Origin of the sequence: Mesorhizobium sp. 113-3-9 (assembly GCF_016756515.1) — a bacterium.
Taxonomy (GTDB): Bacteria; Pseudomonadota; Alphaproteobacteria; order Rhizobiales; family Rhizobiaceae; genus Mesorhizobium.
Genome location: NZ_AP023246.1, coordinates 4,515,050 through 4,541,225, shown reverse-complemented (window position 1 = coordinate 4,541,225; position 26,176 = coordinate 4,515,050). Strand labels below are relative to the sequence as shown.

Annotated in this window: 27 protein-coding genes and 1 pseudogene; 9 read left to right on the top strand and 19 right to left on the bottom strand. The window is 58.6% G+C overall.

Features of this window, described 5'->3' with window-relative positions; genetic code table 11:
* Nucleotides 1-446 precede the first annotated feature (446 nt).
* From MesoLj_RS22005 to MesoLj_RS21995, 3 genes are all read left to right on the top strand, one after another.
* On the top strand, nt 447-1,241 hold the full coding sequence (locus tag MesoLj_RS22005) for a hypothetical protein (RefSeq protein WP_202322440.1): 795 nt from the start codon (nt 447-449) through the stop codon (nt 1,239-1,241).
* On the top strand, nt 1,228-1,704 hold the full coding sequence (locus tag MesoLj_RS22000; protein ID WP_202322439.1) for a tyrosine-type recombinase/integrase: 477 nt from the start codon (nt 1,228-1,230) through the stop codon (nt 1,702-1,704). The genes MesoLj_RS22005 and MesoLj_RS22000 overlap by 14 nt, the downstream gene beginning before the upstream one ends.
* A 310-nt stretch (nt 1,705-2,014) precedes the next feature.
* Nucleotides 2,015-2,887, top strand: a complete 873-nt coding sequence (locus MesoLj_RS21995) for a DUF2971 domain-containing protein (RefSeq protein ID WP_202322436.1) — start codon at nt 2,015-2,017, stop codon at nt 2,885-2,887.
* A gap of 78 nt (nt 2,888-2,965) precedes the next feature.
* On the opposite strand, the gene MesoLj_RS21990 is transcribed toward MesoLj_RS21995, so the two are convergent.
* From MesoLj_RS21990 to MesoLj_RS21960, 7 genes are all read right to left on the bottom strand, one after another.
* The gene (locus tag MesoLj_RS21990) at nt 2,966-3,466 is read right to left on the bottom strand and encodes a hypothetical protein (RefSeq protein ID WP_202322435.1); all 501 of its coding nucleotides are present in this window, start codon (nt 3,464-3,466) and stop codon (nt 2,966-2,968) included.
* Nucleotides 3,467-3,478: 12 nt separating this feature from the next.
* Nucleotides 3,479-3,745 (bottom strand): hypothetical protein, encoded by a 267-nt coding sequence (locus MesoLj_RS21985; protein ID WP_202322433.1) that lies wholly within the window; start codon nt 3,743-3,745, stop codon nt 3,479-3,481.
* Entirely contained in the window at nt 3,745-4,155 is a 411-nt protein-coding gene (locus MesoLj_RS21980; protein WP_202322431.1) for a hypothetical protein, read from the bottom strand. Before MesoLj_RS21980 ends, MesoLj_RS21985 begins: the two co-directional genes overlap by 1 nt.
* A 235-nt stretch (nt 4,156-4,390) precedes the next feature.
* A complete protein-coding gene (locus tag MesoLj_RS21975) occupies nt 4,391-5,062 on the bottom strand; it encodes a hypothetical protein (RefSeq protein WP_202322429.1) in 672 nt (223 codons plus the stop codon).
* A gap of 98 nt (nt 5,063-5,160) precedes the next feature.
* Nucleotides 5,161-6,174, bottom strand: coding sequence for a hypothetical protein (locus MesoLj_RS21970; RefSeq protein ID WP_202322427.1), 1,014 nt, complete (start codon nt 6,172-6,174; stop codon nt 5,161-5,163).
* Nucleotides 6,175-6,251: 77 nt separating this feature from the next.
* Entirely contained in the window at nt 6,252-6,647 is a 396-nt protein-coding gene (locus MesoLj_RS21965) for a Rap1a/Tai family immunity protein (protein WP_202322425.1), read from the bottom strand.
* Nucleotides 6,644-7,024 carry a hypothetical protein gene (locus MesoLj_RS21960; RefSeq protein ID WP_202322423.1) on the bottom strand — a complete coding sequence of 127 codons (381 nt, stop codon included), beginning with the start codon at nt 7,022-7,024 and terminating at the stop codon, nt 6,644-6,646. The genes MesoLj_RS21965 and MesoLj_RS21960 overlap by 4 nt, the downstream gene beginning before the upstream one ends.
* A gap of 423 nt (nt 7,025-7,447) precedes the next feature.
* Here MesoLj_RS21960 and MesoLj_RS36340 point away from each other — a divergent pair, with 423 nt between their 5' ends.
* On the top strand, nt 7,448-7,660 hold the full coding sequence (locus MesoLj_RS36340; RefSeq protein WP_244735557.1) for a recombinase family protein: 213 nt from the start codon (nt 7,448-7,450) through the stop codon (nt 7,658-7,660).
* A 156-nt stretch (nt 7,661-7,816) separates the two neighbouring features.
* Here MesoLj_RS36340 and MesoLj_RS21950 read toward each other — a convergent pair whose 3' ends face one another.
* On the bottom strand, nt 7,817-8,410 hold the full coding sequence (locus MesoLj_RS21950) for a hypothetical protein (RefSeq protein ID WP_202322421.1): 594 nt from the start codon (nt 8,408-8,410) through the stop codon (nt 7,817-7,819).
* 119 nt (nt 8,411-8,529) lie between these two features.
* Here MesoLj_RS21950 and MesoLj_RS21945 point away from each other — a divergent pair, with 119 nt between their 5' ends.
* Nucleotides 8,530-8,766 carry a helix-turn-helix domain-containing protein gene (locus MesoLj_RS21945; protein WP_096446113.1) on the top strand — a complete coding sequence of 79 codons (237 nt, stop codon included), beginning with the start codon at nt 8,530-8,532 and terminating at the stop codon, nt 8,764-8,766.
* Here the strand turns inward: MesoLj_RS21945 and MesoLj_RS21940 are convergent.
* Nucleotides 8,760-8,960, bottom strand: a complete 201-nt coding sequence (locus MesoLj_RS21940; RefSeq protein WP_202322419.1) for a helix-turn-helix transcriptional regulator — start codon at nt 8,958-8,960, stop codon at nt 8,760-8,762. The genes MesoLj_RS21945 and MesoLj_RS21940 overlap by 7 nt on opposite strands.
* Before the next feature lie 129 nt (nt 8,961-9,089).
* Nucleotides 9,090-12,134, bottom strand: a complete 3,045-nt coding sequence (gene traA, locus MesoLj_RS21935) for a Ti-type conjugative transfer relaxase TraA (protein WP_202322417.1) — start codon at nt 12,132-12,134, stop codon at nt 9,090-9,092.
* Between the two features lie 172 nt (nt 12,135-12,306).
* Between traA and MesoLj_RS21930 the strand changes: the two genes are divergently transcribed.
* Entirely contained in the window at nt 12,307-12,633 is a 327-nt protein-coding gene (locus MesoLj_RS21930; protein WP_202322411.1) for a conjugal transfer protein TraD, read from the top strand.
* A 1-nt stretch (nt 12,634) separates the two neighbouring features.
* Nucleotides 12,635-12,859, top strand: coding sequence for a conjugal transfer protein TraD (locus MesoLj_RS21925; RefSeq protein ID WP_202322409.1), 225 nt, complete (start codon nt 12,635-12,637; stop codon nt 12,857-12,859).
* A 175-nt stretch (nt 12,860-13,034) separates the two neighbouring features.
* On the opposite strand, the gene MesoLj_RS21920 is transcribed toward MesoLj_RS21925, so the two are convergent.
* From MesoLj_RS21920 to MesoLj_RS21910, 3 genes are read right to left on the bottom strand one after another with little or no spacing between them, the layout of a single operon-like run.
* Nucleotides 13,035-14,960 carry a helix-hairpin-helix domain-containing protein gene (locus tag MesoLj_RS21920; RefSeq protein WP_202322407.1) on the bottom strand — a complete coding sequence of 642 codons (1,926 nt, stop codon included), beginning with the start codon at nt 14,958-14,960 and terminating at the stop codon, nt 13,035-13,037.
* Nucleotides 14,957-15,754: a PP2C family serine/threonine-protein phosphatase gene (locus tag MesoLj_RS21915; protein ID WP_202322404.1), complete on the bottom strand. Its 798-nt coding sequence runs from the start codon at nt 15,752-15,754 to the stop codon at nt 14,957-14,959. The genes MesoLj_RS21920 and MesoLj_RS21915 overlap by 4 nt, the downstream gene beginning before the upstream one ends.
* Nucleotides 15,754-16,554, bottom strand: a complete 801-nt coding sequence (locus tag MesoLj_RS21910; protein WP_244735125.1) for a vWA domain-containing protein — start codon at nt 16,552-16,554, stop codon at nt 15,754-15,756. The genes MesoLj_RS21915 and MesoLj_RS21910 overlap by 1 nt, the downstream gene beginning before the upstream one ends.
* A gap of 119 nt (nt 16,555-16,673) precedes the next feature.
* On the opposite strand from MesoLj_RS21910, the gene MesoLj_RS36850 reads away from it, so the two are divergent.
* A complete protein-coding gene (locus tag MesoLj_RS36850) occupies nt 16,674-17,285 on the top strand; it encodes an SH3 domain-containing protein (RefSeq protein WP_202322395.1) in 612 nt (203 codons plus the stop codon).
* On the opposite strand, the gene MesoLj_RS36845 is transcribed toward MesoLj_RS36850, so the two are convergent.
* The 4 genes and pseudogenes from MesoLj_RS36845 to MesoLj_RS21885 form a co-directional block, all read right to left on the bottom strand.
* The gene (locus tag MesoLj_RS36845) at nt 17,276-17,887 is read right to left on the bottom strand and encodes an SH3 domain-containing protein (RefSeq protein WP_202322393.1); all 612 of its coding nucleotides are present in this window, start codon (nt 17,885-17,887) and stop codon (nt 17,276-17,278) included. The genes MesoLj_RS36850 and MesoLj_RS36845 overlap by 10 nt on opposite strands.
* A 213-nt stretch (nt 17,888-18,100) precedes the next feature.
* A complete protein-coding gene (locus MesoLj_RS21895) occupies nt 18,101-18,565 on the bottom strand; it encodes a hypothetical protein (RefSeq protein WP_202322391.1) in 465 nt (154 codons plus the stop codon).
* Nucleotides 18,528-20,330, bottom strand: a complete 1,803-nt coding sequence (locus MesoLj_RS21890; RefSeq protein ID WP_202322389.1) for a hypothetical protein — start codon at nt 20,328-20,330, stop codon at nt 18,528-18,530. The genes MesoLj_RS21895 and MesoLj_RS21890 overlap by 38 nt, the downstream gene beginning before the upstream one ends.
* A 657-nt stretch (nt 20,331-20,987) precedes the next feature.
* Nucleotides 20,988-23,353, bottom strand: a pseudogene (locus tag MesoLj_RS21885) (hypothetical protein).
* A 518-nt stretch (nt 23,354-23,871) separates the two neighbouring features.
* On the opposite strand from MesoLj_RS21885, the gene MesoLj_RS21880 reads away from it, so the two are divergent.
* Nucleotides 23,872-24,243 (top strand): hypothetical protein, encoded by a 372-nt coding sequence (locus MesoLj_RS21880; protein ID WP_202322381.1) that lies wholly within the window; start codon nt 23,872-23,874, stop codon nt 24,241-24,243.
* 161 nt (nt 24,244-24,404) lie between these two features.
* On the opposite strand, the gene MesoLj_RS21875 is transcribed toward MesoLj_RS21880, so the two are convergent.
* Together MesoLj_RS21875 and MesoLj_RS21870 are read right to left on the bottom strand one after the other, a co-directional pair.
* A complete protein-coding gene (locus MesoLj_RS21875) occupies nt 24,405-25,028 on the bottom strand; it encodes a hypothetical protein (RefSeq protein ID WP_244735123.1) in 624 nt (207 codons plus the stop codon).
* 25 nt (nt 25,029-25,053) lie between these two features.
* Entirely contained in the window at nt 25,054-26,127 is a 1,074-nt protein-coding gene (locus MesoLj_RS21870; protein WP_202322379.1) for a YadA-like family protein, read from the bottom strand.
* Between the last annotated feature and the right edge of the window lie 49 nt (nt 26,128-26,176).

The window sequence follows — 26,176 nt, the reverse complement described above, 5'->3', positions numbered from 1 at the left end:
CAACCGACCACTGCTCCGCATCCGGCGTGTCGTCGCCTGCGGTTCAAGATGGCGCATCCACCACCGCGGCGCGATATCGCCCGTAGCCGACCTTGACGAGCAGGCCTTCCTTGCACATCCGGGACAAGTAACAGCGAGGGATTCCTGCATTTGAAAAATCACAGGTCCGCACCTCACCGCCCTTCCGAGCCATAGCAACAGCTTGGTCGCGAAGTGACGGTTGGGGGACACCCGCAAGGCGAAGTGCCTCCGCTCGGTCTCGGTCGCGTTTTCGCATCTTGAGTGCTTGCGGCGCATTCTGGCGAAGAGCTATAGCGAATTCGTAATTCGCGGCTTCGCCGATCCCGGGGAGCCACTTCAGCTCAGAAATGCCGAAAATCCAAGCATTGTAAGGCTTACCGCTTCCCTTTGGGTACCTCGCTGGGTACACATAAGGGTACACCGGAATGAAGATTGACGTGGAATTTCTGCAGAAACGTAGCGATGGTCGGTACGGGTATCGTCGGGTAGTCCGCAAGGAACTGCAACCCATCATCGGCAAGAAGAATATCCTGATCGCGCTAGGCCGCGACGAGGGCAAAGCCCTTAAGCTCTATCCCAAGGCGAACGCCGAGGCTGAGCGCCTTCTGAAGGCTGCTGCCATGCGATTGGCCTCCCCGGCCCCCGCCCAAGCGTCCATGACTGAAATAGAGCAGTTCCAGCATGGCCAGCGATACCTCAGGCACATGCAGCTTGATCCCGAGTGGAGTGGATGGGGACACGAGAACGATCCCGAGGGAAACGCGCGCGACGTCATAGCTGACGCGATTGTCGCCAAGTACCCGGTTGACGAGGAAGGCCGCCCCATTGGGATCGGATCAAGAGACGCTGCTGCGCTACAGGCCCTCGCCTACGGTGCCAGCCAGCAGCGCCCCGAGCCGACGCTAGAGGACGCTAAGCGGCGCTATGAGAAAGACAAGGTGCTGGGCGATGACAAGAAGCAGAAGCAAGTCACGCGCATCTTCGGGCTCATCAGGGAGGCGCTGGGCCGTGACCGAACCCTCCGCAGTCTGCGGCGTGAGGATGCCCGAGAAGTCAGGGACCACATGCTAGACACGGGCCTCGCCGCGTCCTCCGTGGATCGCTACTTGAACATAGTGCGCGCCGCTTTTGACCATGCCTCGCGAGAGTTCGACCTTACCGGCCTGTTGAACCCTTTCTCGAAGCTGGAAGCCGCCACCAAGGATAATGCTGAAGCCTGATCGGGATAAGCGCCGGCCGTTTACCGCTGAGGAACTGAAGGCCGTCAACACACGGGTCTCCCTCATGGCCAAGGCTGACCTTCGGCAGATTTGGCGGATGCTTGAGGGGACCGGGTGCCGCTTGGCTGAGGTCGCTGGCCTTCGCGTCTCCGACGTCCGGCTAGATCACTCCACTCCTCACATCGTGGTCGAGTGGCACGACGACCGGCGCATCAAGAATAAAGTGTCCCGTCGCAACGTACCCTTGATCGCGGACGCGCTGAAGTCCGCAAAGGAAGCCTTGGAAGCGGCAAAGAAGGCTCACGAGGCGGCAGAGGCGCTTGGCACGGCCAAAGGCGAGGCGCTGTTATTTCCTGCCTATGGACGGAAAGATGGCGCTTCCTCCGCATCCGCCGCTCTTGGCAAGCATGTCCGGTCCTGTGTCACAGACCCCAAAGTGACGACGCACTCCCTTAGCTCATGAAAGACCGCCTACGCCTCGCCGGTGTGAGCAAGACTGACCAGGACATTGTCCTCGGGCACTCGTCAGGCGGCGATGGCGAGAACTACGGGGGCGATCCTATGGTCTTGCTGGAGGTGACCAAAAGGGCGCTGGAGAAGGCTCTCGCCTAGAGGCATGGACATCCTGGTTGACCTACCCGGTGGCAGTGATTGCATTCTACGATGGTTCCGACGTATTAGCGTCGCGTTGAGCAAGTCGACCGCGTATTGGGTTAATTCAGAGGCAAGTGCGTTCTTGTCACTCACCAGTCCGCCTCCATCCCAGGACAACTATGGCTTACTTTGAGTACCAACCCACCACGCCTCTCTTCTGCTACACGAACACAGAAGGCTTTCAGGGGATTATCCGTTCTAAGAAGCTTTGGCTGTCGGATATAACTGCCTCTAATGATCCTAGAGAGTTGCAGTTAGGTCAGCAGTTCCTCGCCGAAGCGATCAAGAACTTTAAGGATAATGACGTTGTCGGAGTGTCCAACCGAGATGTGTCGGGCTTCTTGGCCGACCTGCTCCGACTTGAACGAATGTCTACCCACTACGCTTGCTGCTTTGCATTAGATGGTGATGAGTTGCCGATGTGGAGGGAGTATGCGGCTGGCGGATCAGGCGTAAGCATTGGGTTCCGGCCAACCGCGATCACGTCAATTCCTGGCCGGGTACAGCTTGTTCGGTACGCCGAGGACGATATGAAAGAGTTCTTCCGAGAGATGATCCTCAAACTCGCTGCAGTGATGGGCAAGCGCAATACGCTTCCTCACGTCTTGGCAGCAGCGGAGGCTCTCGCCGTAATGAGTTCATTGAAGCACCGGTCTTGGAGGTATGAACGAGAAGTCAGGATTATCTTCAATCAACGGAATGAGAAACCTGATCCAAAGGATTTCATACTGCAAGTTGTCAGTTCGCACCCAGACGGCAAGCAGGTGCTGTGGCGAGAGCCTCTCGTGCGCCAGTCGAGAGGGCGTGAAGTGCGGTACATGGATTTCGAGTACGGACGCTATGTCAAAGGAACAGCCGAAGCTCGGCGCTCCATCGATACTATCTACCGGGGACCGAAGTGCGAGATGTCCATGGCGGAGATCAATGCTCTCCTCGTTGCAGAGGGCTTCGTTGGGTTCAAGGTTCTGCAATCCGAGTGTGTGATCCAGTAGCTGGACGACAAACGGGGAACACCGCGATGGAAGACAGTCGAGGTCATCTTACCCAACGCAGGCGACGGTCGAGTTGACTTAGGCGCGCCAATGCTGGCGAATGTCGTTGGGGAAGTCCCAGCCGTCGCCGGGCTGCTTTCCCCGTGACGCGCTAGCCCCAACTGCTTCGTCAACCACTTTGTTCAGGGACGAGAGGGCCTCGAACACTCGCCTGAGGTTCATCGCTGGGTATCGTGATCCCTCTTTCATATAACGAAACTCGAAGCTCTGGTGATGCTCGCCTAATAGATCGACCAGAACTACTGCACCCCCGTCGCTGAGCCCTTTGGCATCTGCCATTGCGAGCAGGCTCTTCAGATTGTGGCGGACGCCAGAAGCACGGAGTTCCCTCTCTGTGTATCCCACGTGCATAAGATAAGACTTCAGGTACAGCTCAGTAGCGAAACCAATCAGCATGTGGAAGCTCAGATAGAACGATGCGTCGGTCTCGGCCTGGAAGCGATCGGGATTGGTGATCAGCAGTAAGGCAGACTGGACGTAACCCTTGGCTGTGCCGTAGGGCGTCGCTGGATCGTTCACTCTGCATTCCCCCTACCGGCCAGTCCCGTCTGTACGGTCTTTGCCGACCAGCGCCAAGCCAATCTCGGACAACGCTCCTAATGCAAAGGCAATCAATAGTCTGAGCAGCCCCTTATCGATTAGCTCTCCCGAAGATTTCGCATTTGGGGCGTACCGCTCAAGCGCCAATTCATAAGGCAGGAGAAACTCGGTCGCAATTGTGAACCCTATGGCAAGCTTAGTAACTCCGGCGATCAGGACAAGAATGGCGAATATGCGAGAGGCTTTCAGGAAAAACATTAGACCACCCCGTTCTCGATCAGCATGTTCTTGAGGTCCACCATCTCGCGAAAAAAGACGTTGTACATTTCAAGCGCGTTCTTTGCGTCATCCCCTTCGATGGCCCCAGCGATCAGGCAAAGCGCAACGGCTGAGGCACCCACCTGAACAGGGAGCGGGTGCTCCTTGATGTCCTCCAGCGAAGTGAGCAACTCCTGCCCAAGCCGGTACCGCTCCCTGGAGATATAGCGTTTGTATTCGGGTGCAATCCGGCCGAGTTCGGCAAAGGACGCGCTCATGCCGTGAAGCATGCCCATACGGCCTTCAGGATCAGCCCCGTTGAATGTCCCGACAACTCGCCTTGCTCCCTCATACAGGCTGGTCCCTGAGCCAGCCTCGGCACGGTCCCGCTTCTTCCACAAGCCGAACATCCAGTCCCCTTCCCCAAATCACTTGCAACGATAAATTACACCACAGGAGAAATGAAAGACCGCAGAAATCAAAAGCGCAAGTATTGCCGCTATGCCTCGAAGGAGGAACCGAAGGCAGCCGCCAGGCACTCCCGACAAGGTCTTGCGTCTCGCCTGGGGGCGCCGCTGAGAGGAAGTTAGGCCGGTCCCTGAAGGGTGCGGCTGGTGTCTAGCAGTTCTTCCAAAAGAGCGCCTCCTATGTGTAGCCAAATTCGTGTATCTGCCAGGATCGGCTGCGTTTGCCTTCAGGCAAGTACTCGGTTCCATCGATGCCCAACAGCCCGCCCTTGATCTCCAACTCATCGCCCATCGGCGTTTGACGCCACATACCCTGGTTGTGTTCAGCCCGTCCTTCATTCGTGATCCAACGCGTTATCTGTAGAGCGTCCGCTTCTAGGAGTGAGTTATCGTTGCTGTCGCGCTCACGCGGCCAGACCTTTGCGGAAGGCGCTGCCAAGGACCACCGGATGTGTCCGATAGTCATTCCGTGAACCTCCTTCTCTGGCTTCGGTGGGTTCCGCTCGGAAAATGATAGGAGCGCGGGTGTGAGCGAACGGATCAGATGATGGGTTGCAACAAAGCCATGTTCGGGGCTTTGCCAGTAGCGGCCCCGCAGACCATCTCGGCTGTTGTACAGAAGATCAGATGCTTGGTTGCCGATGCGAACCCTAAAGACGATTTGACGGGCGGTTCTAGGCTCGCCGCGCGCAGGGTGGCAGTAGGGCTTTGTCTTGACGTGGACGACATCCGAATTGTCTTGGATTTGGTCGACCATTTCTTCAAAGGACAGCCCGATTTCCAGATACGCACGCCGGCGCTTAGGCATTTGTGATGTGTCCCATTCGGCCGGGAAAGGCTTCCTGATCATCTGGTCACCAAGCGTGTCTAATCTCGCCACCGATGGCTAGCACAGCCCCTGCCTAAGGAAATCAGCCCACATCCCGCTATAGGACCCGGCTTGAAGTGCTAGGCTGGGCTGCCCGGGGAAAGTATGCGGGGTAGCGTCTGGATCACGTTGGCCACGCTTTCGGGCTGGGTCCCGCCTTTCGTGTAACCCGTGTCCTGTGGCGCAAAGATGCAGGAAGCGGCGTGTGTAAGAACAATGTCCCTGTTTTCCGGTCCCTTGGCCGCGTCCGCCAGCGCAGTAAATGTCAAAAGGGCGTTATATCTATGCCTGTTGACCACCGCGTTGTGTTTGTGGGCTAGGAAATTCCGAGCGGACAACAGCAGCATGTAAGCGATAACCGCAAAGATCAGCACCTTGCTGAGACCGAGTTGCACAGTATCATAAGGGGTTGTCGGCGCTAGGAATGACCATTTGTGCACAGTCGCCGAAATCAGCGCATAGACGCCAAGTCCGACAGCTATGTAGATCGTATTCCATTGCCACTTGGTGGCCTCAGCTTCGTGGTTGTTGCCTTCGGTTTGAAAATACACAGCCTGTTGCGACACGCCCTGCTCTGCGGCTACCCGCCGTACATCATCGAGCATGCGCTGAGCAGTTTGCTGCTGGACCTCTAGCTGCTTTGTGGCCTCGTCCGCCCGATCCTTTGCTGCTTGCACTGCCGCTCTCGCCTCCCGTTCAAGAGCCCCGAAATCGCGAAGCCGGGAAGAAGTGAACGAAATCAGAGGTGACAGGAAATTGAAGAAAGGATCGTACTGAGCCTTCAGGCTATCGATCAAGGAAGTCCGCGTGGAATAGGCGTCGGGCTTCTTTGGGTCGAAATTAAGAATTTGCTCAAACAGGCTATAGGCTGCATCAGCCTGTTGACGAATTTCGCTCTGCTTCGATTTCGGCAATTCGCTGAGAAATTGAATTGGAACTTGCCGGAACAAGCTGATGATCTTCTCAGCAGGATCAACTCCATCAAGAAAATTCATTTCTGATCCCAGAATGTCTACTCGTGCCAATGCTTGGGGATCAAAATTCTGTATGCGGGTCAGTGACTTTTCCGCTTCCTCGTAGGTGTCTTCAGCCATCTCTGCGCCCCCCCATTTGCGCTATGGATTAACACCTCATCCGCCGCAGTCCAAGTGGCAGGGTAGGATGTTCGCAACTAGTTCCCGACATTCTTGCAGGGGAAAGCAGAGTTCAGCGCTATGTAGGCGAGGTAGGAGCCATCTTGATGTAGCTCTTCGGGGTGGGCGTCTAGGTATTTGACGACAATACGAGCGTACTGCGTTGTTCTCACTTCGGTCGGCACACATAGCGCCAGGGCTGGGCGACTTTCCCCCTGAAACGATAGCTGCGACAGACCTTTCAGCATCTGCATAGACCCCATGCATAGCCCGGATGTGAAGGTACTTGGGACGATGATGCCGTCTTCGGTCTGATTGTCGCTGTGAATGCCCGCAACAAGCTCACGGCAGGCCTCCAACAGTTGTGTCCCCTCTGTAGCCTTCGACGCCCCTGAAGAAGCCAAAATCAAAGTCACGGCAATAGTGTATTTCATCGTCCACCCCTTTCCCAACACTTACCGCCTTCAATAGGGGAGACGGACCCGGTAATCGAAATGATCACGTCGACCCACTTACCGGGACCACTGGGATCGTCGAAGGCGGAAGATCGCTCGATCATCTGCACGGCGGCCCCGGCCACGTTGCTCGGCTGATCGACCAGCAGCCACACGCCCCATTTTGACACCTTGATGACCCTGTAGGGACTTCCTCCGTCATCGCGCGAGGCAGACATGGTGCCTGTGTCTACCGCGATTGCCATGGGAGCCTTCTCGTCCCAACTGCATTGGAACGAAAGGACCTCTGCATTGGCGGCCGGAGTAACGACCGCCGCAAATAACAATACCCCGAACGCCTCCAGAGCCTTAACCACGAACCGCACTCCCCCATGTCAGCTTTGCCGACCATAGCGGATTTGGCCCGAAATGTTTGGACGGAAAAATCTGCGCGGGTGATCGGATAACTGGCCCGGGCGAAAGCCCCCCGTACCCCCCTCCAGTTCCGCGACAAGGGCTGAGCGGCTTTCTGAGGTTGTCGCGCGGGGCATACCCTGAGCACTAGCACTACCCAACAGCCCGCCCGGCCGCTGGACCAAGGCGCGCCTGTAACAACCCACCTACTAGCTATGGCACGCGTACACAAACCTATGCCTTTGTGAACATTGCTCCTGATATGTCGACTAATCGTCCACTAAATGATGTGCACCAACACTCTTGGAGGAACGTGAACAGTCATGATCGTCGGCTATGCCCGCGTTAGCTCCTCCGGCTACGACCTCGACACCTAACTTGAGAAGCTGACGGCTGCCGGCGCTGAGGAGGTCTTCGGCGAGAAGCGGTCCGGCTTAGACGAAACGCGACCCGAGCTGGAGAAGGCGCTTGAGTTTGCCCATGAGGGTGACGTGTTCGTCGTGACGAAGGTGGATCGGCTGGCGAGATCGGCTGCGCGCCTCTACCAGATCGTCAAAGACGCTCGACAAGAAGGGTGTGGGTTTCAAGGTGCTGGATGATGCCTCGTTGGACACGACCACGCGGAGAGGCAAGCTGGTGCGGCGGACATCAAATCGGGTCGTTCGTTCCAGATTGCTTCGTGAATCGCGCACCGGCACGAGGTCAATCGGATTTGATCTACTTCTAATACCGCGTTCAGTGGCGCACCGCCGACATCAAGGCCTGTGTTCAGTCGGGTCCATGTTGTCCGACGCGGCCCCCTGCCCTAAGCGCAGGTTAGCGCCTTGCATTCGCAGACCGACGAAGTCGGCCGCCACCGTTTTGTAACGCCTACAGTCCGCCTGGACGACGGACCGCCCGGGACGTTCAAGTGGCAGGCTCCCAGCGATTTCCCTCAAGTCCTCAAGTACCGAAGCAATATGCGGCCATGGAAAGTCGGTGGGATCGTCGATGTCGCGATCTGCACCAGCGATGATTTCGAGCTTGGCGACAACGCCAAGAAGCGACCGCGCCCGTAGGTGTGGGATTTTGTCCTGAAGCTTCAAAGCCGCAGTTGTCGCCTCGACCTCCGCCTGGCAGGCGATCGAATATTCGACCTGCTTATCCATCGCTTCCGAGCCTACAGCATCGAGAAACCGCCTCTCTAGACGCTGTTGAAGTCGGCAAAGAACCTGGGACACGCGCTGCGCCCGCGACCAATCTCGCAGTAGTAGAATTGCGGGGTCTGCATGCGGCAACCGGTCCAACGGGTTGGCAGTCTTGCCATTCGTGACGGGAGGCATAGTCGTGCTATAGTCGGAATCAGCCATGATCCGAGCTCCGTAAAGCCTAGGCGTGGTCAGACCGTTGGAGGCGGACACACCACTTCCAACTGTCGCTTCCTAAAACAAGCATATTTGCACTTTTTGTGCAACAGGGCATTTGGACAATGAAGGTAAGTGCGGCCCAAGTTCGCGCGGCCCGTGGGCTTCTCGACATTTCTCAGCAGGAATTGGCGGATCTATCCAAGGTAAGTGTCAGGACAATCGTGCAGTTCGAACGAGGTTCAAAACCCGCATCTGACTCAATCCTGCAAGTGCTGAAGCTGTCACTCGAAGCAGCCGGAATAGAATTCATTCCAGAGAATGGCGGCGGCCCTGGCGTGCGTTTATCACGCAATCAGTGATCTTCTGTTCGCCATGCGACGGGATTTTCGATCCATTGATTTACTTCTGATTCCCGCCAGCCCGCCCCGTTGATGCTGATCTTGATCTGGGCCGGGAAAGTCCCTTCAGTGATCTTGCGATAGATGGTCGAGCGGGAGAGGCCGGTCCGCGCGAGGACAGTCTTGAGGCGAATGATACGATCCGGTTCAGGCATGGCTGCCTTGCCTTTCGCTGAGAGCATTTGGCACCCGCTGGAACCAGACAGGACGGCCTAAAGCTTGCGCGCAATCCCATTTGTCTTCTCATCCATCTGGGGCGTGGGAATGGCGGCAAATCGGAGGGGTTAGATGCCTATGCCACGCCCGCTGCCAATGCCGTGGTTGAACGCGAGTTCCACGCCGAGGCGCCGGCCGGACTCGACCTGGATGCCAAGCGCCTTCTTATAATTGGCGAGTAGCGATTCCAGTTGCGGGTCGCGTTCAAGGCTCTTGGCCATATCGGACATGGCCGAGCGCGTTGACTTGTAGCCCGACATGTCGCCGGCCTGATATTGTGCCCGTCCCGTACGGTCGAGCTTTTGCCAACGCTCCACGAAACGGTCGGCGCGGCGGCCGGGATCGATGTCCATCCCGGTGCGGATTTCCGTTTCGAGCTGGAGAGCCAGCACGACACGGTTGACCCGGCCGGCGCCCGCCTCACGAACCAGCTCGGGATTCTTGACGTAGGCCGCTTCGGCATCGCGCCAGCCATGCGGCCGGACCTTCTCGAACGCACTGCGCGCACCTGTTAACTCGCGCATCTGCTCGGGAGTCCCCTGCCCGTCCGCATTTCCGCTGCGCGAGATCGCGTCGATCGCACGCGCGTGACGCACAAGCGCCTTCGTGCGAGCGCTGCGCAACGCCGCTTCCACGTCTGCCGGGGCATCCGGGTCGCGCGGCCCTCCCCTGGCAATATTTTCTCTGCCGGATGCGGGGCCCGCATCTCCCATTTGCGCCCCAACACCTTCCCTTGCCGGCCGCCCACGGTGCCGGCCGGGCTCGACGTCTGCGGGCGAGCGCAATCCATCCAGCAACTCGCCGATCCTGTCGCGCAGCTTCTCCGGAACGACGCGGCGCACGATGTCGATTACACGCTCGCGGAAAGTGATACCGCGAAGCTCGGCATAGTGTTGCGCCGGGTCGACCTGCTCGTAATCCGACGCCATGTCCTTGGCGCGGTCGCGTGACAGGGTCCGGACGAGCCGTTCGCGGGTCGCAAAGTCGTCGCCGCCGTAATGCAGCTCCATACTGTCTCGATGCCGAGACAAAGCAACGTAGCTGCCATGTGCATCCATGCCAGGCGTCGCGAGCACATGGGTGCGGTCAACGGTCATGCCCTGGGCCTTGTGGATGGTCGCGGCGTAGCCATGGTCGATGTGCGCGTAATCTTTCAGGTCGAAGCGAACCGACCTCCCATCGTCGACGCGAACCGTCATGCTCTGTGTGCTGACTTCCTCCACAATGCCAAGCGTGCCGTTCTTGACGTCGAGTCCGCGCTCATTGCGCAGGAACATGACCCGGTCGCCGCTGGCGAAGGTTCTTGCACCGCGTTCCACATTCACCTGGACATCGTCACCCAGATCGCCGGCAGCGCGCATGCGCTCGCGTGCTGCCTGGTTGAGCGCACGCACCTCGTCGTTTGCGTGTGTGAGAATGATCCGGCTTGCCTCTGGATGCGCCTGCCTGTCGCGATCCCAGCGCTCGACGAGTTCAGCTCGCGCTTCGTCGTGCGTTGCAGCTCGATGCACCATGCCGTGCGCGTCGTAGGTGCTGATCGCAGCATTGATCCCGCCGGTTGCAAGATCGCGCGTGGCATCACGCTGCCAGTCCTCGCGCTGCCGGCGCACCTGCTCGATTTCGACGCCGCCGTGGCGTTCATGGATCGAACGGAATGCAGCACCCGCTTCGATCGCCTGCAGCTGTTGGGGATCGCCGACAAGGACGACTTTTGCGCCAGCGTCCGCCGCATGGGAGAGCACGCGCTCCAACTGGCGCGTGCCGACCATGCCGGCCTCATCGATCACCAGGACATCGCGCGTGGTGAGCAGATCCCTGCCCTGTCCCCAGCTATGCTCCATACTGGCGATGGTGCGTGACGGGATGCCTGATCCGCCTTCCAGATTCTCGGCCGCAATGCCGGAGAGTGCGGCGCCTTTAACCTCATAGCCGGCTGCCGCCCATGCCTGGCGCGCAACGCCCAGCATGGCGCTCTTGCCGGTGCCGGCAAAGCCGACAACGATACCAAGACCGTGACCATCGGTGATGTGCGCAAGCGCATCGGCCTGCTCGCCCGAAAGGACAAGCCCGCCTTGCGCAGCGCGCGCCAGAGCTACCTCGCGATGTGCCTCACTCACCGCGTGTCGCTCGTCCAAATCGATACGCTCCGCCGCGCGGTGAAGGCGCTGTTCGGTCTCAATCATCTGCCGGGTGGTGAAGCGATCTTCGCCACGCCTGTCCTTGCCGAGCTCGACCAGATCGGGTGCATTGCTGATGGCCGCCATCACCGCGTTGAACTGCTCCATTCCATCGCTGTGCCGATGCGCGAACTTCGCAATGTCTTTTCGGGTGAAGGTCGATTGCTGATGGGTGATGGCGTCCAGCGCCACGGATGGATCGGCAACGATGCGCGCGCCATTGTTGCGCGCGATCTCGCGATGCAGTTCGGCGCGATCTGCTTCACTATCGCCAGCAGAAAGGCCGCTGCCTTCAATGCGTTGCGCCGGTGCACCAATCTGCGTTTGCGGCTCCAGGGCAATGCCCTGCGCTTCCAGACTGCGATGATCGATGGGGGCGTCGATGTCGAGTTCGGCCAGGCGCTCATTGGCCAGCTCCGCCCACCGCTCGCGCCAGCGCTCGACCAGCTGGGTAGCATTCCAGTCTCGAACCTTCGCGCCAAAACCGTTCTCGTCCACGGCCCGCATGGTGAGCATGACATGGGCATGCGGTTTGGGACTGCCATCCTCCGCCCTGTCCCAGTGCACATTGAGATCGGCGACCATGCCCTTGCTGACGAACTCTGCCTGAATAAAGTCGCGCGCCAACTCGATGCCTTGCGCCTGGCTGAGTTCACGTGGCAGGGCAAACTCGACCTCGCGGGCAAGCTGCGCATCCTTGCGGACCTCGAAGGACTCTACGTCATTCCACAGCCTCTCGCGGTCGCTCCAGGCTTCGGGTGCATTCGCAGGCAGCATCACCTCCGAATGAACGACGCCGCGCTTGCTGGAAAAATCGTGGCTGCGTTCGATCCGCTCGTCACGTAGCCGTGAAGCCGAGCGGTAGGCGGCCGACGCCACAGCACTCGAGCCTGCCTTGCGGCCAATGACTTTGACATGAAGATGATAGATCGCCATCGCGACAGGATCATTTGCACGTCAAACCGCACGTCGGCACGACGTATAAGCGCGCCCTCCCTCGAAAAAATCTCGGGATGGACCAGCCCGTCTCGGCCTGTCTCGGCACCCCTGAAGCCTTCCGGCGGGCGCTCGCCTATCATTGCCAGATCGACAATCAATGGAGACAGCCATGCGTAAACCACGCGATTTCGATACGGAACTGAAGGCGCTGGAAGAAAAAGCGCGAGAGCTCAAAAACCGAAAGGTACAGCAACTCGGTGATCTGGTGATCGCCACCGGGGCCGATCAGCTCAGCAGCGACGAACTGGCCGGCGCACTGGTTGCTATTGCTGAAACGAAAGATACCGGAAAGCGTGAGGCATGGGCCAAGCGTGGGGTGATGTTTTTCGAAAACAGGTCCCGGCGAACTGCTCCGGAATCTCAGCGCAACCCACGCGGCGCTCAAGCGCAACCGGGCAGCCCACAATCGCCGGAAAGCAGCACAAGCTCGCAATGACATGCGCACGTGGCAGGTCGAGCGTCGCAAGCGCACGCGGCAGCTCATCGAACTCGGCGGTCTCGTCGCCAAAGCAGGCATCGTCGAGTTCACCAATGACGATCGCACTACCATCTATGGCGCACTGCTCTGGATCGCCGCCAAGCTGCAGAGCGATGAAGGTCAGCATGCGCGGGAGCTGTGGAATGCGAAGGGGAAGCAGGTGTTCAACGCGGAACGGTATTAAGAGCAAAAGGGCAACGAACGTAACGGTGGTTTGCCATCGGCAGGCGATGCAAAGCCGTCCATTTGATTACACACGGCCACAACCGCCTCAGTGCGAAATGGGTATTTTACACTGACGCGCAACGAAGGAATGCCACAACTCAACGAGCCTGATTTGGCGACCCGCGTTGGCCGTCTCAACCTGAACTCGCGGCAGCGTTTGCTGCTGACTGATCAAATGCCAGCCGCAATCGCTCCATTTCCGGGCGACTGTGTTCGCGGGCGGCAAGGATCTCGGCTCTTGTCTGCTTGAGCTGCTCAAGACCGAGAACCAAGGCGCCTTGCAGCCGCTTGCGGTCGCCGAGAATGTCCTGGTCGATCTGCGCGATATCACGTGGATCGATCGCGCGCGAGGGATCGAAGACGAAGCGGGCTTCGACGGACTTTCGCCAATTCAACAACTTCTGCGCGGTTTTAGGTCCGAATCCGGGCACGCTGTAAAGCTTGTTTCTCTCGACATCGAGCGCTGTTTCGATGCCATACGACTCCAGGACCTGTTTCTTGCCCGGTCCTATGCTCTCGATCTTTGCCGATGAGATTTCAAAGTTATCTAGGAACCGGTGCAGTTGCGCCTGACGGCGGTTGCGCTCGAGCTCCGAGATCCTGGCTACCCGTTTGGAAGGCAAGATGTCCCATTCGCGCCTGAGCCCGGCGAGCACCGTTTTTTGCCTGTCGAAAGCATCCGGCCCGGCCCTCTGCATCCACGTTGTTTGCGCGTTTTTCCACTGGGCGGCGGCCTCGGCGGCGACGCGCCGGTATTCCGCAGCCTCACTGTCCCTGTTCAGCAGACCTCTCAGTCCCAGAAAGACCCCCACGGCGATGCCCAGCACCCAGACCTGCGCCATCATCAAGCCGGCGACGCCGACCACTGCGGCCGCTATTCCTGCCCGGAAGTTGGTGCGGCGCGCGTGCCCCCTGAGCTTCAGGGCGTTGGGATCTGGTGTTACATTCTTTTCGGGAACGGTCGGCACCGGCCCGGGATGCGGGATGGCGTCCACCTGCCGCTGGAATCCGGCGATATCGAAAAGCGTAGCCCCGCCGGCGGGAACAACGGTTGAGAACAGCGGGACGCCGGTGGCGCCTTCCATTTTGCACCACGGGCATGGCGATGAGCCAAGTGACCAGTGGCTGGAATTGGAGGAGCACTGCTTGAGGTTCGCTTCTAATTCCGCCAGGGCAGCCACCCATTCCCGGGCCACCGGCCTGCCAGCCGACGTTCCCCTTTGCGAGAAGGCATCCTCAAACATTTTTGCAAGTCGTGGGCCGACGATGGCGAGTTCGGGGGAACTCGGAGGCCTCGCCATTCCGACCGCGGCGGCGTTCGCCCCGTAGGGAAAGCGGTACTCCTCGATCGCCTTCGAAATCGGCATGTCGCCGGTTCCTGCGTAGCGGCCGGCAAAGGGGTGTTTTCCCATGAACAGCAACAGGAACACCATCACGGCCAAACCGAAATTGTCGTGATTTGGTGTCCTCACGATTCCCGAAAACGATCTGCCCTGCAGCTCCGGCGGTGTGAAGGTCTCGATTCCCACCTCGCAAAGATATTGCTGCCCCAGATAGGAGACCTGGAAACTGTCGCAGTCGATCAGGCGCACGGTAGCGTCCTGCGCCACGAGCACACCGCCGTGATTCACATCGCCGATGACGCATGCGTTGTCGTGAACAGCCGCAAATGCCCGGGCGGTGTTTGCCGCCACACGTGCCAGAAATCGCCAATCAACCCGCTGAAAGTCCGTTCTGCGGCTTTTGGGGCTGTAGAGCTGATGGATGCTCTTGCGACCGCTGATCTTTGGCATGATCAGCCCGATGGGCTTGCTGTCCTTGGAGCAGACCAGCCCCGTCGGCCAGGCCGTCAGCTTTTCGAGTGAATCGGTTTTGATCTTGCCCATCGCACGGATCTTGTCGATCCTCTGCTGCTCGAGCGGCCGGTGGTAGATTTTGGCGACATGGTTCTTGTGTGCAGCCAGGTCGTAGACGGCGCCCTCGCCACCTTGGCCGACGATCTCGCCAAGTTTGAGGGCTTCCCCTCGCAGGGTGAACACCTCGCGGACCTTAGCGTTCATATTGTGGCCACCATCGCTTCAACATGCGATCTCGTAGCTAGGATCAACGACTTGTCATCATCGGTCCTCTCGCAGATCTGCGGCGACAGCAGATAAGCCTTCAGTCCATCCGAAAGCGTAGAGTCCTCGCCCGCCACTGCCGATCGTCTGACGGCCGGGAACATCGTATCGAAGAAAGGCTGATGGACGCTGCGCGAAGCCTGGTGCAAGACGAGGTTCTCGATACCGTCCGAGAACAACGCGACCTCGTCAATGCGCCGTGGCGCGAACTCGAATTCGAGGACGTCCGCGACATTTGACGACGTGACGAAGTTGGTCGTGTTGGCAAACTCGCCGTGCTGCGGCCAGAACACGTAGGACCATCCGTCTTCACTGCCGTGCGAAACAACCATTGCGCCGTCGCCGACTTGGAAGAACACGGTGCTTGTAGGGCCAAGGACGGCAACCAGCAGCGTGCATGCATAATCGCGCACCTCATGCCCGAGTGCGCGAGCGTGAGCGGCGATGCGCTCGGCAATTTCGGTCACCCAGCCCAACGCTTTTGGCCGGTCGATCTGATCGAGCGCACCGTTCTCTGCGAAGTGCACGAAAATGAGCTCCAGCAGGTTCTGCCCGGCCAGCCAAGATCCAACCTCCGAGTGCGCCGCACTGCCAGCGCCGTCGCAGACAGCGGCCGCAAGGATTGGACCTTCCCTGCCCTCGATCAGGGCATGGACCGAATTATCCTGACAGGGCTTGCCGGCCGTGACATGCGAAGTGCCGATGGCGCTAGCCGACGCTATGCGCCAAGACATCACACCTCAGCCCAACCTGCGGGAGATTGGAGGGCCACGGTCTGTCCGACCTGCGACTGCGAGACGCCTGACAGCGATGCGGAGAGCCATGAGAACAGCTCGCGGAATTTGAGGCCACTCAATTTAAGCGGCTGGCGTGTTGAGAGCTTGGCGAGGATGTCCATGTTGGCACCCTCGACGCCAACGGCGAAGAACGAAAACGCCTTCGCCGCCTCGCCGGATTTGACCGCGTGTTCGGCAGCGACGATGCTGTCAGTGGGCGCGCCGTCCGTCATCAGGAAGATCCAAGGGCGATAATAGGAGATGCCGTTCGCGCGGTACTCATCTTTGCGACGTCGCAACATCTCGAGGCCTTGCTCGATCGCCGCACCCATTGGGGTGTCGCCGCTGGTCACCAGCGTACTAGGCGTAAACAGGTCAGCGGTCTGGAACGGTGCGACGACGTTGACCGGTCCGAAGGTGACGATGGCGACCTCGACGCGTTTCATCGCCAGGCTGTCCGCCGCGAGCTCGTCCTTAAAGGCGACAAGTCCCTGGTTCAGCGCGTCGATCGGCGCTCCGTTCATCGAATAGGACGTGTCGAGCAGAAGGAGGCATGGACAGCGAGGTTCGGGGTTATCCGCGAACTCAGCAGCTCCAAACGGTATCTGATCAAACTGGTTGGACATTTTACTCGCCTTTTCGCTGAAATATCGCTTCCCGCAAGCCCGGGTCTTCCGGCATTCGGCAGGTAGCGTCCAAAAATTATTGAAACCGGAATTGCAAAGCACATCGATGCGCTTGCCCGCCCCAATTTTCAATCCCCTTCCATATCTACAGATGCTCGGTTTCTGCTGTCAATTGACTTGAGATTTCGCCACCCAAAAGTCGATTCGACTTTCTTGGACTGCTCTGTTTTGTATTGTGCAGGGAGGGTGAAATGGTCAGCCAACAACGGATCGGCTGGGGCATCGCGGTGTTCTGCGGTATCGGGTGGGCCATGTCGAGCATTGACGCCCAATCTCCACCCCGTGCCCCGCCCGCGGCTCCTGCGGTAAACACCACTGCGGCGCCTCAGGTACAGCCTAGCAACAGTTCGATTGGCTACGCAAAGCCCGACGCGGTGGCTGCTCAGAAGCCAAACGCCACGATAGCGGTTCGCTGGCAGTACACCACCAGCAAAGTCCGCGTCAGAGTCGCACCGGACACTGGGGCACGTATCATCACGACGCTTCCGCCAGGCGAGCTGGTCCAGACCAACAGTCAACAGGGAGATTGGTACAATGTGACGGTTTCCGCCCGCGTCGGATGGATCCATGGCGACTACCTCAGTGAGGCGAAGCCGGTTGAGCTGCTATCGACCACACCGGCTGCGCCAGCGGCTGCACCAACTGACGGCATCACTTCGGGGCGTGCCAGGGGCGATCCTGTCAGAGACGCCATGGTCGGAAGATGCGATTGCCCATACGACTTGATGCGCAACGGGCGTTTGTGCGGCGGTCGAAGCGCCTACAGCAAGCCTGGAGGCAGGAGCCCAGTGTGCTACTGGTAGGAAGGCTGTACCACCGACAGGGTCAGCTCCAATAGGGAACGGCTAATCCACCCGAGCGGGACTTCGTCCTTGCGAACCCTTGCCCAACGACCGTTGACTGCGACCACTCTAACCGCCGTGCCGGCCGAGACTTGGCTCAACACCGCACCGGCTATTGAAGGATCCGAACGGATATTGGCTGTCCTGGACACGACAGCCGTCGGGTATTGCTCGCCTGATGCCGGCTCGACGGCTACCGCGGAGCGTAGATCGTCCACCAATGGCGGGCTTGGTGTTTTCTGATCAGCAGGGGCGGCAGGCGCGCTATCCGTGATCGGAATGCCCTGGTGAGGCGCCGGGGCGTTTGCCGGCGCCCGTGGGCGGGGCTGCAGTGCCTCTTGGCGCTCGGGTCGGGGTGCTAATTCCGAGTTTGGAGCATCGCCGGGTTTTATGCCGAAAGTCTGGGCGACTACGACCGCCCCCACACCGACGACGATAATGAGCAATGAGACTTGGGCCACACGGCTTCCCCTGGCTGCGTGGTAGATCACAGCGACGATGGCTGCGATCAGTAAACCGAGAAAAAGAGCTGATTTCCCGCTGCGCTTCGAAGAATAGGACATGCCCGAACCGCTCCGCGTATGCGATGAGTTGCGCTGAGCAGCATGTGTTATCAGAAACTGTAACCTCGACTATCTAGGGTTTCGGTCTAAGCCGTTTCAAGCCAAGCGATAGCGCAGGAGTTTGGCGGGGACCGTCCCATCGCCCGACTGCGGCAAAAGCAGCGGCTGTGAGCAGTGGCGTCGGGAATCAACGTCCAACAGGTTCAAATTTTGCTAGATGGGGGATACGTACTTCAAGGTAAACTCGCGGAGTGTTTGGCCTATCAATGCGTTCGAATGCTCGGCTACCATTGCTTCAGCGCGAGCTGGATCGGTCCGATGGGCTTCCTTGATTTTCTCCATGATCTTTTCGAACTGGTCTTGCTCAAGGCGTGTGCCTAGGCGAATTCCCATGAGCGAGGGGAAAATCTCGCCCATACTCCGGCGCACCTCGGTCGTCGTCGGATTATAGGCGATATAATTTATAAGCAGGTCGGGGCGCATAATGGCCTTGGGCAGGCGTCTCTTAGGAAATGCGACCGCCACCGCAATCCCTGATTTGGTCTCCTGAGTGAGCCACCAAGTTCGATAGCCGTAGGGGCTGGAAACCTCCCTCTCTTCCGCTTTCCGCCTCCGCTGAACCAAGAGAATATGAGCGGCATCATTGGAAGCGCGAATCTCCGTGGCGCCGTCCACCATCCTTGCGGAGCTTCTTAATGGCGTCGGTCAGCTTTTTGAGGTCATCTTGATCAATCTCCCTCATCAGGTCCTCTCGGTCTTCAAATGAAAGCCCGTAGCGGATGGTCAGGGTATCCCGGAGCGACCTCATGCTTTGTGGACTAGTCGGTCCAAGAAGCTTTTCGCGAGTAAGGAAATTTCCTAGATAGGCGCCCCAACTCCTGGGTCGTTTAGGGTTATCGTGCTCCAGCTTCGCGTAGTAATAAGCGCGGATTAGAATGCGGTCGCTCTCCGAAGCCAGATCGCGGTCAACGATGGCGTCCACTTCGGCGTATGTATTATCGAACTCCCGGTCTGCCGCGTAGATGTGACTGTGGACTTCCTCCAGAGTCGGCGCTGTCAGGATGAGTTTCGCCCCGGCCTGCCTGAGGATCTTCAGGGTGTTGACTGTCATCTGGTCGTCTGTGGGAAGGTAATATTCAGAGACGGCCCGCACCAAGATATCGGTGCCGATGTAGAGCACGAAATGCTTCGCCATCGAATTGAAATGCTCGACCAACTCGGGGGTGTTTTTCAATACAAAAAGCAGCACATAGGTGCGCGCAAGCCTGCCGAAATAACTTCGTTCGACCGGCTCGGAATTGTAGAGCGCACCCCTGAGGACCTGCTTTATCAGGAACTTCACCTTGACCCGCGAAGGATGGTCCATCTTCACGGCGTCAACAACGTCACCGGCAACTTCGATCACTGACCTGGCATCAAGCGCACCTTGTTCACCCTCCTCGGAAAAGTGTCGGACGGCGTTGTAACCCTGTTGCTCAAACAACTTTTCAACGGTGGTATGAATGAGGGCCGGGACCTGCTCCAGCACCTTGTCTTCAAGATCCACGCTGGCGTCGACAATGCGTTTCCTGAAGGCGTCGGTGACCTCGACCTTCAACTGTTCATCTTCGACAAGCGATTCACGTATCTGTTTTCGGGCTTCGAAAGGAAGGCAGTAAGCCCCCTCTTTTGTATGGACGTTGACGGTTCGCGCACCGGCCTTCTTCGCCGTCAATGCCTCAAGGCGCTCCCCTATTTGCCCACGAAGGAACTTCCGCGCCGTCGGAATGACATTCTCGATCTTCTCGAGAATCTGAGCTTGTGTAAGAAGTTTGCCGGCATCGGGATCGGTTTCCTCTAACGCCCAAATTAACAGCCCATCACAAACGCCTTCCAACGTTTTCGTCGTGCCAATTCGTCGTTCAAGTTCGTGCGACAAGAAGGCGCAAACCGCTTGTGCGTTTTGGAAAACGGGTTGAGACGGGTAGGAAGGGGCAGCCAATTCGTCAAGGAAATGCAGTGCAGGTCGTAGATACTGTGCGCCGGCGGCCTCAACATCTTTGTTGAAATTCGCGCGTTGGGCGAATGCATTGCGGTCGTAGATTTTGATGGTGACGCCAAGCTCGTCAGACAGCGTCATCTCGACTTTGTCGATATAGGGTACTATCAAGGAACTGGCGTAGTAAAGAAGGTCGACATCGCGACCGACCTCTTTGAGGCGAGCGACCGTATCCCGAATTTTCTTCTCAACATCCAGTGTTTTCGAGGCCTGAAAGAACCGATTTGGCTTATCGGTCTGTTCCCAAATGCCGAGGTCGACAAATCCGTCCGCACCGCCGTCCTTATGGCCACCCAAGGGCTTAAAAGCTGGACCGATAAGGGCTCCAAGTACGGTCTGCGAATACTTCTCAAACTCGGACGTCCCGCAATGCTCAAGGGCAAGTTTGATAAGGTCTGGGTTCATTGCAGCGCCCGCGTGATTGAACTGTGAATTTACTCAGCCATCCTAGGGCATTAAAGCAAATTTTCGAGTTGACCCCAGAAGAATCAGAGAAGCAAATGTCTCGGTGAACGCGGATCTTGGATACCTCACCCACGTAGGCGTTCCTGCCCGTTGGACATACCATCACCCCCGGTACCAGCACGTCGTCCGAGAGAGTCTGCGGTCGGCATCTCGATCGCGACGGAAGCCCGCTTGGCCGACATCCCTGGAGGGGCACACTTTTACAGGCATGAGACTTATTTAGAAAATCCGTTCAAGTAGCCTGGTTCAGGCTAAGGCCACGAGGAGCAAGAAATAGCTCAGTTGCGCCGTTGACCGTTCCGCAGCCGCAAGCTGATTGGTTCCGCGGTGCCCTTCCCGGCATAGCTGGCGGCGATGAAGATCGCACAAGCGTCCTGTTCCGCAGCCCTTCATCAATTATCCATGTAGCTGCCCGACCTGACCCCGCCTCGATGCTCGACCGAGCACATAGGATGGCGCCGCCCAAGGATTTTCAAACCCGTATTGATAGTCTCCGAGCATTTGCCGAGCTTCCGGCCACACCGCGTCGATGGCCGGTCGCACGGATTAGCTCAACGGCGATAAACTCAGTATGAGATTAGTTTATCACCATGCTCTTTAAGCCGCCTGCCAGACTTGGTTCAAAATCCGAGCAGCAAGTGCAGCTTTGTCTTGTGGCAAAAAGCGACCGTAGTGGTGCGCCACCATGTCGGGTGTGTCCTGGATCGCGTAACTTGCCTGCTCATATGACCCGGTCTGTTTCAGGATGTGCGTTGCCAGTACGTCACGAACATTGTGCGGGCCGTGGGGGAGAAGACCCGGGATAGCGCCGCGTTGGGTATATGGATTGTAAATGCCATATCGCTGGATGATCAGGCGCCATGCCTCATAGAACGTGTTTCGATCGTATGCGGCGTCCTTGCTGGTCGCCTTAACCGTTTTGATAAAGAAGGTGCCGGGGTCTTCCGTTCCTCCTAGCAACACTCGGCGGTGCCGATCGATATACGCTTCGATGTGCTCGTATAATCCACCCAGGTCCGGCAGGACGAGCCGAAACGGCTTGCTTCCGAAAAAGGACGAGTTCGCGTTCTTGAAAGCGACTGAAGGAATGAGCACCTCCCAGCCCTTTTCGCGCTCGCTCCAGCGGAGTTCACCGCACTTCATGTCGGCAAGCTGGCGCTCAGACCGCGGGAGTCTGCCGCGTTCACTGACCATCAGTTGACGCAGATTCTTCTGTCGCAACCCAAGATGCAGCCCGAACCGAAGCATCAGGAACGAGCGCACTGCTTCTGCGGCAGGACGGCGATGGAAGCGCTCATCAGGTATGAGCCGAAGAATCTCTTCAGTGATCTTTCGATACTCGCCGACTGGGCTATCGGCCTCCAGCACAGGCATGATTGGTTCAAAGGGATCACGATGCACACGCGCGACACGCTGAATTTCCTTCACGCGAGAGGTGGCGTGCTTAAAGTAGACATCGCAGGCGTCGTCCCAGTCCCCGCTCGCGCGATCAATGTCGGTCTGTGAAACCAGTCCATTGATGGGACGGATCCGCGACGCCAGATGAGGTTGCTGCCTGAGCCAGCCCGTGTCTTTGCGGGTGAGCGCGAGAGAAATTCGCAGCATGTCCACCTCCCACGCGGTGTAGAACCCGCGCCGCCTCTCGCGCCATTGGACATACCAATCCCAGACCGAGGGGAAGACTAGCAGGCCAAATGTCAGATGTTGCGTCGGCATGCCGTAGCCGCGTACTGGTCCGCGCGGATGCGCGGCCAACGCACCGAACATCAAACCGAGATGCTCGACTTTCTGCGATGCGGTCTCCTCGCCCCAAACACCGTTGCGCTGTAGGCCGAACGCAGTAAGTGTCGCAGTCTTGAAGCGGATCAGATCCGCCATTTCCATCGCAAGCGCAGGTGGAGCGTCGATGACGCCGGACATCAGGTCGGGGTCAGTGAACTGTGCACCATCATCGTCCTGTTGCTCGCGCTGAACTCGATAGCCGTCATTTGCAACATCCGACTGACCATAGGTGATACCCGGGAAACGGATGGCGTAACGCTGTTTCAACGCGGCCGCTTGGAATCTCCGGTAGTCAGTTGATCCGCTGATAATTACGCGCCGAACCCATTCCAGAATCTCTTCCTGCTCCTCGGGACGTCGCGCGTTGAAGTCGTCAGGCAGGTGCCACGCAAGCCGCCGGCGTTCAGCCGGGCCGATATCATCTAGAATGTGGCCGGAGGCGGAGCGCGTCTGAAGCGGGAGTCTCGCTTTAAAATACCCTGCTGGAAGACGATAACGACGCTCGATCCGCGCTAGCACTTCCATGCTCGCCACGCTGCGCGGCGATTTTGATCCCTGGAGCCAATGACGAATTGTCGAGCGGTCGAGACTCTCGTCGTCTCGGACAACAGCACGATGAAGATGCCAATAGCTGTCGCCATGGCGGCGCATCTGGAAATCCAGTGCTGCCTGGAAGCTGGGGTGATCAGACGCTTCCTCAAAAAGTGGTGGTGGGAACTCCTCGATAGCGCGCGGTTTTATGCCGGGCTTTTGCCGGTCGACCGCGACTGCAGGCTCCCGCTCTGACCGCTCGAGCTTTTATGACGACTTGGAGCTGGCGCGTTCCCTGCCGGCGGTTGCGGACGTTCCGGCTCATGACGCTGCGGTTTCGTGTTGCGACGGCCGGCGATGGTCGCCCGCTTCGGCGCAGCTTTCGTATTTCGAGCGATCGCGTCCAATGCTGGCTCGATTGCAGTTCGGGCAGATCGAAGCGTTTCACCGTCGAGGTCGCAACAAATGCCGATTTCTTGCCAATCATAGCCGCGCAATTTTCGCGGCGGTGTTTTAGCACAGGAGATCAGGTTGAGCAGAAACGCTCTGATGCGGGCACTTTCTTGAGGGGGAAGCAGTGGGTCGAGACGGATACGGCAGAAATCAGAGATTTTGCGGGAGAGCAGTCTGGTATGCGAAGTTTCAGTCATGCGGGCAAGCGATGCGGTTCGTCAGCGTCTGTGGGAGGAGTGCACGCACATACGCGATTCTTGTCGCTTGGAAGGACCAAAGCGCACGTGTTTTACTGAAATTTCGAACACAACGCGGAACCTCAAGCACCACGCCAGACCTTCTCCGACTTAACCCCGCAGTGAGGGCGTGATCACATCCTAAAAAGGCAGCTTTCACGTTCCGGCCGCGCTCGCGAGCACGCGCAATTCGGCTGGAGCAGCATGGCAGAAAGTTCGAAAAGCTTCCAAGAACCCCAGGCAAATTGGACGCCTCATCGGACAATAAGGGGCACGGATATCTCAGCGAACGTGCACAATGGAGCGGTCAATATCGTCGGTAGAAGAGCGTCCGAATAGGGTTGTCGGCGGCTCCGTCGTGGGAACGAAAAACGAAGAGAAGCAGAACTTTCGTGTGCGATTTTTGCACACGGCCTCCCGCAACTATCTGATATTATTTATCTATCTGCCCCATCCATCATGGGCGCTACAGCCACTCTATGATCTTGATTTTTCATCTTTTTTTACATCAAATCGTCAGAACCTGCCGGGTGCACACGAATTTACGCCAGAGAGACGACGCGCGGCACTGGGCAACCGAAACCGAGCGCCAAGTCGATCGCGGTGAGACGCCGACAAAGTCCCGTATAGCGCGCCTGAAAACCTTCGGCGAACTCATCGACCTTCATATCGACGACATGTGCGATGTAGGCAAGTCCCCTCGCCGCTCCAAGGCCGTGGCCCTCGATATGCTCCGAAGACATTTGGGGAAGTGCAACATCGCAGCATTGGAGAGCGAACGGCTCATTCGATTTGGTCGAGAACGGGCCGCCCAAGGTGCCGGACCGATGGCTCTCGGGATTTACAATTGAACAGGTTGCACTGGTCACACGTCACAAGGATTGGAAGATGTTGAGGCGTTATACGCATCTCAAGCCGGAAATGCTTCACACTATACGAGCCCGATGGCAGCGTAATCCGAGCAAGTGAGGTTGGCGGCAGGAACAGCAGAATGCGCGAGACGCCAGCGGAGTTACGGTTTGGTGGCCTTCATCTTTTTCCCGACCGCGACCGACGGCGCTTCGGGGGGCGGCGCTGCTTGCGAAGGCTTGGGATGATCGGCCAATGGCTTTTCCGGCGCCTGTGGTCCGCCGGGGGTAAGGTTGACCGAGACACCAAAAATCTTCCACTGCCGGCTAACCGGCTCGAACAGCAGTTCGAAGTTCACCTGCAACGGTGCCGAAGGAAAAAAACCGGCCATGTGCAGCATGCCGTTGGGCTCGATCTGCGGCAGAAGGGTTAGCTGCGGTTCCAACACCGCCACCGCGCTGAAATCGAGCGCCTGCTTGCGCTGCGCCGCAAAGATATCGCCGAGTCCAGCTGCGCTGTTGGCCTGGAAATTAGGCGAGCCAAGGTCGCGTAGCACGGTGTAGTTGCCAGTCTTGTTGGCTTGGTCAAGCGCCAGCAGGACGCTCCGCGTCAGGATCAGCACACCGTTTCGGTCGATCTCGGCCGGTTTGGGCTGGGCCTTCTTGTCCGACGTGCTGGAGGCCTGGGACAGTGCTGGCGATGCGATGGGAGCTGCTGGCACCGCCAGTAACAGTGCGCCCAGGGCGATGCCTTTCCACATTGAGGCCCCCAGGTCGACAACGCTCATAGCCAACAGCCCGGCCTGACCCTTACTACCAGGCCACCGTCACGCCTGCCCGCCCGCCAACAGTATGGTTGCTGGCGCCGACGCCAATGCCGCCGCTCAGGACAACGTTTTCGCTGATGCGGGCCTGTGCACTGCCTGCGAAGGCGTTCTCGCCTTGGAACGTGCCCCAGTTCAGCGAGACAGCATAGTTCTTGTCGCCAGGAAGGCCGCTCCCGGCCATCGCCAGTGCCATGGCAGTGCCCTCGAACGCCTTGTCGATTCTGCCGTTGACCGCATTCAGACCGCTCTCGAGGCTTCCCACCCGGCCATCCAGCAATGCAATATTGGTGGTGTTGGTGGCGATATCGGCGGTGTTAATGGCAATATTGGCGGTGTTGATGGCTATGTTGTTGGTATTGGTAGCGATGTCGGCAGTGTTCGTGGTCACTCTTGTGTCGAGCGAGGCGATCTGGGTCGTGTGCTGCGCAATACCGCCCTCGGCGTTGGTGATGCGCGTTTCGTGGTTGGCCAGTTCGGTGGTGTGGCCGCTCACGGTGCCTTGCAGCGCGGTGATGTCGGAACTGTTCTGCGTCACCTGCGCGGGCAGTGACGACAGCGTTGCCAGGTCGAATGTCGAGGCCGCCAGATTCCCGGCGCTGTCCGTCGTGACCATGTAGGTCGTGCCGGACTGGGCGTTCGTGCTGGCCGCCGACGGCAGGCCCGCGAGCGTGTAGGTTGCCTGGCTGCCGCCGATGGCGACCTGGTCTGCCCTCGTCGTGGCAACGCCCTTGCCCACGGCTGTGGACCCAGCGAACCCCGCATTGCTGCCTTGGCCGACAGCAGTGGTGTCGTTGCCGAACGCGGTGGCACCGGCGCCCACGGCCGTGGCGTTGGCCCCGTTGAAGGCACTGGCGGAGGAGCCGAGTGCGGTGTTGCGGCCACCGTCAAAGGCGTGAGCCTCATTGCCGAACGCGCTGTTGGAAGCACTGCCCGAAGCCAAAGCGTCAACGCCGCAGGCATAGGCACCGTCTAGACCGTCGCCGTCGCCGCAGTCGTCGGCACGGGCCGAGGTCCCTGACGACATCATGATGCCGAGCACGACCGAGGAAACGCCGAGCAAGGATCGCATCTTCGGCGGGGATCCGGAAAAAGAGCCATCCCTCGTACCG